Consider the following 11,923-nt stretch of genomic DNA (forward strand, 5'->3'; position numbering starts at 1 on the left):
GTTTTTTGTTCAAATGCACAAATCATGCATGTTCCTTCCAGACGCCGTCACTCTCCGGCTTCCTCTCTTCTTAGCGCGCTTAGCCAGCGGGCCGTCATCAGCGTATATAAATCGCGAAAATGCTTCGGGTCTTTGCCGGTCGCCTCATGAATGCGCTGCAGCCGGTAGCGAAGCGTATTCCGATGAATCGACAGCCGCTCGGCGATGCGCTGCTGCTCGCCGTTCTCATCATAATAGGCCGCCAGCGTCTGCTGCAGTTCCCCGCTCTTATCCTCCTGCGCGAATCGCCACCATAGCCGCTTCAGCTCTTCCACCACCCACGAAGGCGTAACGTTCGCTGCCACGGTCTCATTCGGCATATCTTCACTGTAGTATACCGTCTGCTCCGGGAATATCGCCTGGCCTGCCCGCATCGTATCTTGCGCGGAACGGTAAGACGCGATTAAGCCGTCGATGCCGGAATACGCCTTGCCAACCGCAATGCGGAGCGGTGCAATCCGCTTCTCCTCCAGCAGCCTGCGAATGTGACGGATGCCTTCGCATATATCGGTGTTCGGCTCCCGCGGATGGAGATGGGGCTTATACAACACGATTTGGCGCGTATTGCGAATGGCGATCAGGTCGATGGCGGGCCGACCCTCCAATATTTCAACCACCTGCTTGAGCGTAGACAATGAATTCGCGTCCTGCGCACCGGTCAGCTCCATAATGCATGCAACCCGCGCCTTATCCGGATGGAAGCCAATCCGTTCCGCCTGGAGGCGCAGCATGGCGTTATCCTTGCCGTCCGCATGAATGACGGACTGAAGGAAATCCTCCTTCATCCGCTTATCCCATTGGGCTTTCTCCAGCAGATCTGCTTGCTCCAAGTACATTTCCGCCGTCATTTTCACCAGCTCGCCGTACTTGGTCACCTCGTTCGGATCGCCGGTAATGCCAATGACCCCAACAACTTCGCCCTGGAAGTGAATGGCCAGATTCGTTCCGGGCAGCACCCCTTGCAGCTTGCGCGCGCTTTCCTCGTCAATCTCGAAGCGACCTTTCCTCTCAATCGCAATGAGCGCCCCTTCATGCTTCTGATATAAGCGCGAGCGGTCGCCAGAACCGATAATCCGCCCCCGTTCATCCATGACGTTTACATTATAATGAATCACTTGCATCGTCCGCGTTACAATTTCTTGCGCCAATTCCTTCGTCAATCTGCTCATCTTGTCTATCCCCTGTCTATGTCCGCAACGATATGAAAAAACGCCCTCCATCCGATAAGCGCGATTAATCGCATTCATCCGGGATAGGGGCATTCAGTTTCGAATAACGTTATATACGCCCTAAATGTGAGTGTTAACACAAGAGGAAGGGAATTTCCTCACGAAGTAGCTGTTATTCGGTGAGGTACTCTAATTAACGGTTATTTTGTCTGAGTATACGCTTTCGCGTTTCTTTTGTAAACTCAAACACCACCAGTATAGCCTCAAGAGAACGTAGGTAATCATGATTCCGTCGCTTGCGGTTGTGAGGTGGGTTTCTATCTAACCTCCATGCCAATCAAATACCCGGGCATACACAGGTTGCCTCTACTCAATGAAGAGGTGTTTCTCGCTGCTCCTCACCCACCGTTTAGCCCTGGCTCCACATCTATACTACTTCACGGTACGGTTATAATCCTGGATTTTGGTCGTAATTTCTTTCGCTGCGTCGTCCAAGGCCTGCTGTGGTGACTTTTTATTGTTCAGTACCTCCTCAATCGCACCTTCCACAATCTGTCTTGCCTCGGGGAATACGCCCATCACCGCCCCCTGGGTCGCTTTAACCAGCTTCGTCTGGTGCAGCTGATCAATGGCCGTTTGGAATTGCGGGAATTTCTTCAGATTCTCCTTCACGCTTTCTTCTTCATACGCCTTCGTGGTAATCGGGAAGTACCCGGTATTGATATGCCAGTATGCCTGCTCCGATGGGGAGGTTAAAAATTTAATAAACTCCCATGCGGCTTTTTGCTCTGCTTCAGGACGGCTGTTCATCATCCAGAGGCTTGCTCCGCCCACGATAACGCCGCCTTCTCCAGCTCCTTCCGGCTTCGGAAGGAAGCCTGTGCCTACTTCAAATTTGCCTTCCGCGCTATCCACAAGTCCCTTCAAGGCTGCGGTTGAGTCCAGGATCATGGCGACCTGACCGGCCGAAAAGGCCTTCTTGGAATCATCGGTTTTACGTCCCAGATTATTGGCTGCCTTGGAATCGATCAGATCCTTCCACCAAGTCAGCACCTTCACACCAGGCTCGGTATTGACAAGCGACTCGGTCGCCAAATCGTCTCTGCCATTGCCGTTGTTCACATACTCCGCACCCTGATTGGCAAACAACTGCTCCATAAACCAGCCGTATATGGCAAAATTCGCTCCAACCGCCTTCCCTTTTTTCGATATCGTGTCTGCCGCGATTTTCAGTTCTTCAAACGTCTGGGGCGGACTTTCCGGATCGAGCCCTGCATCCTTGAACAGGTCTTTATTGTAATACAGTATCGGATTAGAGGAGTTGAAAGGCATGGAATACAGCTTATCCTCAAACGTATAATACCCGCTGATGTTAGGCTCTAGCTGCGACACATCCCACTGATCCGCATCGATGAACTCCTGCATGGGTGTAATCAGTTTGGAATCGATCATAAACCGGCTGCCGATCTCGTACATCTGGACCACGGACGGTCCCTCGTTTGTACCCATCGACGCCTTCAGCTTACTTAACAGGTCATCATAGGTTCCCTGATATACCGCCTCTACCTGCACCTTGTCCTGCGAAGCGTTAAAGTTAGCGACTAATTGATCAACCACCTTGGTTGTCGCGCCTCCCATCGCATGCCAGAACACCACTTTTTGAGTGCCGGCATCGGTCTTTGGTACGGGATCCCCCCCTTTTTCAGACTCCTCGCCCATGTTAATGTTACATGCGCTAAGCAGCAGCATGATCGCAGCTAACACGATACTAACCAGCCTCGTTCTTCTTTTCATCCGCGATTCCCTCCCCTTTCGTTCGTAAAAATTTTCTTATGATAAACCTGCCTATGACAGGCCAACCACCGCACTAACCTTTCAACGCACCAGCGGTAATTCCGCGCACCAATTGTTTAACGCCAAATGCCAGCAGCACAAAGGAAGGGATCAGCACTATGGTCACGCCGGCCAGAATCAGGTTCCATGACATCACCTCAGCATGCTGCAGCATAGCCACCCCGATCTGCACGGTTCGCATCGAGGCCTGGTTCGTGATCAAAAGCGGCCACAAGAAGTGATTCCAGTGCGTCAGAAAGGTATACACCGCCAAGGTAGCAATGGAAGACCGGGACAACGGCAGCACCATGGACAGATAACTGCGGATATGACCGCACCCGTCGATTTTCGCCGCATCAAACAGCTCACGCGGGAGCTGCAGAAAAAACTGGCGCAGCAAAAACACGCCAAAAGCCCCTGCCATAAACGGCACAATCAATCCCTGGTAGCTGTCCATCCAGCCCCAATCCTTAATAGTCAGATAATTGGGAATAATCGTGACTTCCCAAGGAATCATCATCGTTGACAAGAAGAGTCCGAACAGCAGTGTCTTGCCCTTAAAATTCAGAAATGCAAACGCGTATGCGGCCAGACTCGATGTAATGACCTGACTGATCATGATGGCCGACGAGACGATGAAGCTGTTCAGAATAAAGCGAATAATCGGAAAGCCGGAGATGGCCTCCGTAAAATTGCCCAGATAAAAGCTCGACGGGAAGAGCGGCGGTGGAAAATTAGCGACCTCCTTCTCGGTCATAAAGGATGAGAACACCGTAAAGATGAGCGGATATAACACAATCAAAGACAGGAGGATGAGCAGCAGATAGGTGAACAGGGACGTGATTCCGCGCAGGGTCATTGGTAATGCACCTTCTTTTCCAGAACTTTAAACTGCAGCAGCGTAAGGAGCAGAATAATCGCAAACAGGATCAGTGCCTGTGCGCTGCCGATGCCAAACCGGAAATTGACGAAGGCATCCTGATAAATGGAGTAAACCATGACATTGGTGGAGTTGATCGGGCCACCCTTGGTCAGGATGTGAATTTGTCCGAATGCTTGGAATGCACCGATAACCGATACAATCAAAGCAAAGAAAATCGTGGGTGACAGCAGCGGCAGTACGATTTGGATAAAGGTCCGGATCGGCCCGGAGCCGTCCATTTTAGCGCTCTCGTATATTTCCTCCGGAACTCCCTGTAAACCGCTGGACAGCACAATAAACAGAAACCCCATGTTCATCCAGATCGTCATGATCGAGATCGAGATCAGAGCCCAGGAAGGATCGGTTAACCAAGGGATCGGCCCGAGATGAACGAGGCTTAGAAAATAGTTCAGCATGCCCGCCGTAGGATGAAACAGCAAGAACCATATAATCGAGCCGGTCCCGACGGAAATGACAATCGGCAATGAGAAGACAAACTGAAACACCTTCATCCCTCGCAGCTTGTTGTGGGTAATGGCGGCAAGAAACAGTGACCATATCAGGGAGGTGGGCACGGTAAACAAAATAAACATCAGCGTTACGCCTAGATTCTTATAGAATGATTCGGTTGATAGAAGCCGGATAAAATTCTCCAACCATACAAATTCAACAACCTGACCCCGCGGATCCGTTATCGTCATGCTGAGATAAACCGATTTCAGCATCGGGTAGAACAGGAACATCATAAACAAGATGATGGAGGGTGCCAGAAATCCATAGGCTAAAGCATGCTCACCCCAGAGCCTTTTTCTTATCGCTGCGCTTTTAGGTTTCTTGCTGTGTAAAACGCTTTCATTATTAGACAACCGACATTCCCCTTTCTTCGAAAATTTCGCTCTGCCATTCGAGAAGACGCAAGAATTCGTAAAAAAAGAGAACAAAAAAACACATAAACTGCATGCCGAAAAACAGACAAGCAATTGATGTGATTCTCCTCTTCTCCATCACATAGGCAGCATGCTTTATACAAATCCTCCCTTCATTATTATCAATAACAATGAAAATTTAGAACATTCCATGCCTTGATATTTCGAGGGTTGACAATACCTGGGAATCGATTATACTCTTGAGTAAACACTCAGTAAATTAAATTCATCATGTAATCAAAAAAGGAAGCCATCTGCCTATGCCTGCAACAAGCAAACGAAATGCCAAGAAGGAACGGATATTGAACGCCGCTCTGAAGCTGTTCTCGCAGCAGGGATTTCATGCGACGACAACCAAAGAGATTGCTTCTGAAAGCGGCGTTGCCGAAGGGCTAATCTTCTACCACTTCGGAGATAAGCGGAAGCTGCTGCTCTACCTCGTGAACAATTTTTCCTTTGTTGCGCAGCTTCAAGAGGATGCGGGTGAACTGTCTAAGCTTCCTGCGGAGGAAGCCCTGTTTCAATACGGCTTAGCGTACCTCGGGTTCCTCAGGACGAACATGGATTATCTGATGCTCATTTGGTCACCTGAACTCATAAGGGATGCCGAGGTATCCAATGAGGTGTCCCGGCTGATCGAAGGTTTTGGGACCACAGGCAGCAGCATACTCAAACAGGCGGCGGAATCGAAGCATCAACCGGAACAAACGATTCAGGTTGCGTTGATGATGATGACCTCCTCCATCCTGGTCTATTGCATGCTCCATTCCCGTTTCGGGCAGGAAGCGCTCCCGCTCGGGGACGAATCCTATATTCGCGAGCTCGTCCGGCTGCTCATGCATGGTTTTAATGAAGAATCCTAAGTCGCGATGTTCATCTCAGGAAGGATCGAATAGAAAAGCTGATCGCAGAACAGAAAGAACCTCTCTGCATCAGCTTCTTTTGTCCACTGAATTTGAGTGTTTACTCAATTTATATCCGTATCGCTAATATTGTTAGATGGAAGGGAGAAATGAGGATCATGCTGTCCATCATGCCAGATTGGAGTTTCGCCATGATGTTGTGGCTGCTGCCGGTTGTATTTTTCATTCACGATGGAGAAGAGATCGCCACGATGGAATGGTGGCTAAGGAAGAACAAGAATAACCCCAGAGTCTCCCCATTCTCGCCTGTTTCCATTCCATGGGATAAACACATCACCCTGCAATTCACATTTGCCGTCCTGCTGATCGGCTTCATTCTCACAAGCGTAACGGCCTTTACAGCTCTTAACTTCGAAAGCAGCAGCCCATTCAACGCGCTGTTCGCGGGCTTTGTTACGGTGTTCCTGCTGGATGGCGTGAAACACGTGGGAGCATCGATCGCCCTGTGGGCATACACCCCGGGTGTCATTACTGCCGCCATCCTTGAAATTCCGTACGGGATATATGCGCTCTATCGCCTGCTTCATGCAGACATCATCAATATGACTTCACTCGCCCTCGGAACCATCATCGCCCTGCCGATCACCCTGCTGCTGGTATGGACGGGTCTCACGCTTGGAAAACGTATTGCACCTTTCCGCGAAGACATATAGAGCATTCCTTCCATGTTCCGACAATAAAAAAATGCTTCCGGACTTCTTCATCCGGAAGCATGCTTCTTCTCACTCTTTCGCGAATCCTACAAGCTCCAATCGCGCCTAGGCTTATAACCTGCCTTCTCCAGGAATTCCCGCTCCGTCTCCGGACCAAGACCCTGAATACCCACCTTGGCGCTCATCGACGTAATCAGCATCCGACTGGCCACTTCCAACGTTTGCAGGGCCATCCGCGCTTCGCGAATGGTCGTATCGTACACAACCACGCCATGGTTCTCCAGCAGCAGCACATCGGCGAGCTTGGCCTTATCCCGAACGCCCTCGCCCAGCGCGTCACTGCCCGGATGATAATAAGGCACCCGTTCGATTCGCTCCAGATAATACATGGTCTCTACGAACATGTTGGACGGGAGCTCCAGATCGGAGCAGGCAATAAGTGTTGTATAGAACGGAGAAGCATGGAGCACTGCGCCGATCTCCGGACGGCTCTCGTAAATCGCCCGATGCATCGGTGTTTCTTTGGACGGTTTGCGCCCCTGTGCTCCATATACATTTCCGGACAGATCACATTCGATCAGGTCCGATTCTTCCAGTTCGCCAAGGAAAGTCCCGCTGGCCGTAACCACATAACGGTCCCCTTCCGTTCTGGCGGAGATATTCCCCGCATTACCCCACGCGAGGTCATATTGCATCATATATTTGCCGGTATGCTGCAGTTCTTTTCTAATCGTTTCCGCGCTAGCCATGATATCTGCCTCCTGTATTTCAGCGTTTATTCTACTTCAAATTTAACCACTCATTTGACGAGCTCGACCCGTACTGCTATTTACCGCCTAACAAGTTCGGCAGGAACATCGACAATTGCGGAAGATACGTGATCAGCAACAGGTCAATGATCAACACAATATAGAACGGCACCATCCCCTTTGTGATCTGATCCAGCCGGATCTTCGCGATCTGGGCCGATATGAACAGATTGATGCCGAGCGGCGGCGTGCACATCCCGATTGCCAGGTTGACGATCATAATGATACCGAAATGGGTCGGGTCAATCCCGAATTCAGCTGCTACCGGCGCCAGCAGAGGGGCAAGGATGATGATCGACGCATTGGATTCCATGAACATGCCCACGATGAGCAGGAACACGTTGACCAGCAGCAGGAACACAATCGGATTATCGGATATGTTCACGAAGAAACCTGCAACCGCCTGCGGAATTCCTTCACGCGTCATGATCCAGCTGAACAACCCGGCGCTTGCAATGATGAACATGATCACGGATGTTGTAATCGTGGATTGCGTCAGAATGTTAATCAGCTTGGAGAATTTAATCTCTTTATATACGAATACGCCGACAATGAATGCGTACGCTACGGCAACGCCGGCAGCCTCGGTCGGCGTAAAGATACCGCCGTAAATTCCGCCAAGAATAATGATCGGCATCAGGACGGCCCAGAAGGATTCCTTAAAGGCCTGCCATACTTCTGTCGGCGTCTTTCTCTTCTCGCGCGCATAGCCTTTTCGTTTCGCAATAATATAAACGGCAATCATAAGCGATAAACCAATCATAATTCCCGGAATGAGACCCGCCATAAACAGATCGCCGATGGAAGTTTCGGCAGCTACCCCGTATAGAATCAACGGAATGCTTGGCGGAATGATAACCCCCAACTCACCGGACGTCGCTTGAAGGGCACCCGTAAAGTTCTTGTGATACCCCCGGGAGATCATGGCCGGAATCAGGATACTGCCCAGCGCCGCGGTTGCCGCGGCGGAAGAACCCGATATAGCGGCAAAAAACATCGAGGTTACAATCGTTACAAGTCCGAGTCCGCCAGGCAAATGGCCTGTAAGCGCATTCGCCAGGTTCACCAGTCGTCTTGAAATCCCGCCGAATTCCATCAAGGTACCCGCGAACACGAAGAACGGAATCGCCATGAGCGGGAATGAATCCGTTGACGTGAACGAGCGCTGTACGAGTACAAGCAGCGGCGTGCCGCCTTCCCACCAGATCGCTACCGCCGACGCCATCCCCATCGATACGGCAATTGGGACACTGATGGCGAAGAAAAGGATCAGACATCCGAATAGTACGGTAGGCATTATAATCCTTCCTCCTTCGCTGGCGGTATGGTATCGGAAACGATCGTTTCCAGAATGACCGCTACCGCATTCATGATGAGCAGCACCGCTCCAATCGGAATAGCTGCATAAGGAACCGACATGCTAAGCCCCATCGCTGCTGACGATTGTACGGAGACCCGGCCCAGAATATCGATGCCCTGGACCAGCAAAAGAACGAAAAACACGATGCATATCGCCATGACGGTGATTCGAATCACCTTTCGGTTGACTTCACTCACCAGCTCCGGCAGCAGCTCGATCGCTACCAGCCGATGATGGCGCAGCGCCAGCGAGGAACCCAGGAATACAAGGTAAACCATCAAGTATCTGGCAAGCTCTTCGGACCAGTGAAGCGGATATCCGACAATCCGGTATATAATCTGCATGATAATCAGGATGGACATGACACCCAGGATCATGGCCACTGCGATGCCCACGAGTTTGTTGAGCGTATCGATCGCTTTTAATGTCTGCCGCATGGCTTATCCCCCCTCTTGAAGAAAAAATAGTTATGGCGTGTTGATGATTTTGTCGTACAGCTCTCTTCCGTACATGTTGGCAAAGCGTTCATGCACCGATTTGGCTGCCGTCTCGAACGGTCCCTTATCCACTTCCACAAACTCCGTACCGAATTCCTTAAGCTCATTGATGATCTGCTCTTCTTGTTCAAAGACCAGCTGATTCTCGTATTCCGTCGCTTCCTTGGCCGCTTCTTCAATAGCCTGCCGCTGAGACTCATTCAAGCGTTGATACGTCACTTCGCTCATTGCGAGCATCACGTAACCGTATACATGATCGGTCATCATCATATATTTCTGCACTTCCTGAATCTTGGAGCTGGCCGTAAAAGCAACCGGATTCTCCTGCGCGTCAATAACCCCGGTTTGCAGCGATGAATAGACTTCGCCAAAGGCCATCGGCGTCGGCGTCGCGCCCATCGCTTCCCAAGCCGCAATGGAAGCCGGAATTTCCGGCACGCGGATTTTCAAACCGCGCAGATCGCTTGGCGTTTCAATCTTCTTGTTGGCGGTCAGCTCGCGCGGGGTTCTCATCCAGAACTCCAGACCGCGGACCTCGGCATTGTCGAGCAAGCTCTGCTTCAGTTCATCGCCGACATCCCCATAGAGCACGTTCTCCAAATGCTGCTTGTCCCGGAACAAATACGGCAGCTCCAAGATGGCATAAGGACTGTAGAAATTCGATAACACGCCCGCCGGCAGCGCAAAATCCACCGATCCGATCTGCATCCCTTCGATCAGGTCACGGTCATTCCCGAGCATCGAGCTGGCATACACCTCTACCTCGATCTCGCCGCCCGTTTTTTCCTTCACCAATTCCGCAAATTTGAGCGCGCCCAGATGCCACGGATCGGATTCGCCCGTAATATGACCGAGCCTCAGCTTCATCGGGCCCTCATCCGTATTCGGCTTCGTCATAAATAAAGCGCTTACAATGAGCAGTGCAGCCACCATGACAACTGCGAGTCTTTTCCACATTTGTCGTTCCCCCAATCTGATATGAAGTTCCTGCAGCCTCCGCCGCTAGAAGCAGAAGCTGCGGGGAAATGTTGATTATGAAAAGGTGACGATGACCTTCAGGGACGAATCTTCCTTCTTGTCTACCAGGCGGAACCCTTCCGCTGCATCTTCATAAGACAGTCGATGGGATATGACGGCTTTGACGTCCACCGCTCCGCTGGCTAATAAATCGATGGCCGATATGGTATCCTCGCGCGTATACGTCATGCAGCCCACGATTTCCTTCTCGGTTTGCTGCAGATTCACGATATCGAAGGTTTGCGTGCCATGGAACATCGCTATCGTTACGCAGCGGCCGCCTTTGCGAAGCAAGGCAAGGGCATCATCCACGATCCCGGGAACCCCGGCTGCAATCAGCACCTTATCAAATTCGCCATCGATTTCCGACTTGGCTTCCTCGGTCCAACGTTCCTTGCCGCGGATGTTTAAGGTGTGAGTAGCCCCCATCTCCTTCGCCGATTCAAGCGCATAATCCATGACGTCCGTCACCATGAGCGTTGTAGCGCCGGCAGCCTTCGCAGCCGTCATGGCGAGCAGCCCGATCGGTCCGGCACCGAGAATGGCGACCTTGTCTCCGACTTCGATCCCGGCTTTGCGTACCGCATGGACCCCTACCGCGAAGGGCTCAACCAGCACGCCCAGCTCATGGTCCAGCTGATCCGGCAGTTTGAAGACGCATGCTTCCGGCGCCGCAAAATACTCCGCCATCGAACCGTACCAGCCCTTCAGGCCCGGTGCTCCCCGCTCCGCGCAGTAATTCGTTCTACCAGTCAGGCAGTAATCGCATTTGCCGCAGCCGACCTGGGGCTCCACGGTTACCCGATCGCCGATCCGGAAGGATGTGACGTCCTTGCCCACCTTCACGATTTCGCCGGACACTTCGTGGCCGATAATGACAGGCGGCTTCCGAAACAGGTGCAGTCCTTTGTAGGTATGAATATCCGAGCCGCAAATGCCGGCTGCTTTTACCTGGATCAGCACCTCACCTGCCCCGATCTCCGGTATGTCCACGTCTTTAACGACAACTTTGTACGCATCCTCCACATATACAGCCTTCATTGTCTCTCCCCCTTGATGTAATTCAAAATCGCGGTGTGATCCCGTATCTCTCTGTTATATAAAAAGCGCTTGCTTTGATTCCTGCAGATGCTTGCGCATCACGTCGGCGCTGCTCTCCTTGCCGGTTTTCAAGGCTTCATAGATCTTCCAGTGATCCTCCAGGAACTTCTCCATCCGGTGCGGATCCTTCCGCAGATGCCGCCGGGTGATTCGCTGAAGATGATCATGGTAGTTCAGCAGCACCCGGTGGATTTCCTGATTGCTCGTGCACTCGCATATGATCAGGTGGAAATCATGGTCGGCCTGGGCGAAATTCTTGACGTCGAGCCGGCTGACGATATCGGCAGTTTCGGCTAAATTGCTCTCCAGCTCCTGCTCCTGCTCCGGCGTCAGTCTGGATTCGACCTGCTGGCAGTTGAACGTCTCCAGCGCGATCCGAAGATCGTAGATATCCACGATCCGGTTCACGGATAAATCATTGATGATAATGCCCTGCTTCGAGGAGACCGTGACAAAGCCCTCAGCTTCCAGCCGCGTCAACGCTGCTTTAATCGGTGTCTTGCTCATCCCCAGCAGCTCAATCAATTCCCGCTCGGACAAGAATCGTCCCGGCTCAAACTTCTCGTTCAGAATGCTTTCCTTGATTTCATTGTAGGCCACGTCTTTTAACAGAAGAGAAGAAGTGGTCCCTTTGCTTTTATCCATCATCATTCGTTGATTCTCCTATCTTGGCT

Annotated in this window: 12 protein-coding genes; 2 read left to right on the plus strand and 10 right to left on the minus strand. The window is 51.5% G+C overall.

The features are described 5' to 3' along the window. Positions 1 to 47: 47 nt before the first annotated feature. The 4 genes from OHJ21_RS16025 to OHJ21_RS16040 form a co-directional block, all read right to left on the minus strand. Entirely contained in the window at positions 48 to 1,208 is a 1,161-nt protein-coding gene (locus tag OHJ21_RS16025) for a sugar diacid recognition domain-containing protein (protein ID WP_100538575.1), read from the minus strand. Positions 1,209 to 1,640: 432 nt separating this feature from the next. Next, positions 1,641 to 3,002, minus strand: a complete 1,362-nt coding sequence (locus OHJ21_RS16030) for an ABC transporter substrate-binding protein (RefSeq protein ID WP_100538577.1) — start codon at positions 3,000 to 3,002, stop codon at positions 1,641 to 1,643. Between the two features lie 73 nt (positions 3,003 to 3,075). Continuing rightward, positions 3,076 to 3,900 carry a carbohydrate ABC transporter permease gene (locus OHJ21_RS16035; RefSeq protein WP_100538578.1) on the minus strand — a complete coding sequence of 275 codons (825 nt, stop codon included), beginning with the start codon at positions 3,898 to 3,900 and terminating at the stop codon, positions 3,076 to 3,078. Beyond that, positions 3,897 to 4,829 (minus strand): carbohydrate ABC transporter permease, encoded by a 933-nt coding sequence (locus OHJ21_RS16040; RefSeq protein WP_411830441.1) that lies wholly within the window; start codon positions 4,827 to 4,829, stop codon positions 3,897 to 3,899. Before OHJ21_RS16040 ends, OHJ21_RS16035 begins: the two co-directional genes overlap by 4 nt. Before the next feature lie 320 nt (positions 4,830 to 5,149). Here OHJ21_RS16040 and OHJ21_RS16045 point away from each other — a divergent pair, with 320 nt between their 5' ends. Further along, positions 5,150 to 5,752, plus strand: a complete 603-nt coding sequence (locus OHJ21_RS16045; protein WP_486020522.1) for a TetR/AcrR family transcriptional regulator — start codon at positions 5,150 to 5,152, stop codon at positions 5,750 to 5,752. Positions 5,753 to 5,910: 158 nt separating this feature from the next. Continuing rightward, on the plus strand, positions 5,911 to 6,465 hold the full coding sequence (locus OHJ21_RS16050; protein WP_486020523.1) for an HXXEE domain-containing protein: 555 nt from the start codon (positions 5,911 to 5,913) through the stop codon (positions 6,463 to 6,465). Positions 6,466 to 6,551: 86 nt separating this feature from the next. Here the strand turns inward: OHJ21_RS16050 and OHJ21_RS16055 are convergent, their stop codons facing one another. The 6 genes from OHJ21_RS16055 to OHJ21_RS16080 form a co-directional block, all read right to left on the minus strand. Next, a complete protein-coding gene (locus OHJ21_RS16055; protein ID WP_486020524.1) occupies positions 6,552 to 7,214 on the minus strand; it encodes a class II aldolase/adducin family protein in 663 nt (220 codons plus the stop codon). A gap of 76 nt (positions 7,215 to 7,290) precedes the next feature. Next, entirely contained in the window at positions 7,291 to 8,571 is a 1,281-nt protein-coding gene (locus tag OHJ21_RS16060; RefSeq protein WP_486020526.1) for a TRAP transporter large permease, read from the minus strand. Next, positions 8,571 to 9,071, minus strand: coding sequence for a TRAP transporter small permease (locus OHJ21_RS16065; RefSeq protein ID WP_100538583.1), 501 nt, complete (start codon positions 9,069 to 9,071; stop codon positions 8,571 to 8,573). The genes OHJ21_RS16060 and OHJ21_RS16065 overlap by 1 nt, the downstream gene beginning before the upstream one ends. Positions 9,072 to 9,101: 30 nt before the next feature. Further along, positions 9,102 to 10,088, minus strand: coding sequence for a TRAP transporter substrate-binding protein (locus OHJ21_RS16070; RefSeq protein WP_486020527.1), 987 nt, complete (start codon positions 10,086 to 10,088; stop codon positions 9,102 to 9,104). 75 nt (positions 10,089 to 10,163) lie between these two features. After that, on the minus strand, positions 10,164 to 11,189 hold the full coding sequence (locus OHJ21_RS16075) for a zinc-dependent alcohol dehydrogenase (protein WP_127591653.1): 1,026 nt from the start codon (positions 11,187 to 11,189) through the stop codon (positions 10,164 to 10,166). 54 nt (positions 11,190 to 11,243) lie between these two features. After that, entirely contained in the window at positions 11,244 to 11,900 is a 657-nt protein-coding gene (locus tag OHJ21_RS16080; protein ID WP_486020528.1) for a GntR family transcriptional regulator, read from the minus strand. Positions 11,901 to 11,923: the final 23 nt, after the last annotated feature.

Source organism: Virgibacillus sp. LDC1, from assembly GCF_025792345.1.
GTDB lineage: Bacteria > Bacillota > Bacilli > Paenibacillales > Paenibacillaceae > Paenibacillus_AQ > Paenibacillus_AQ lautus.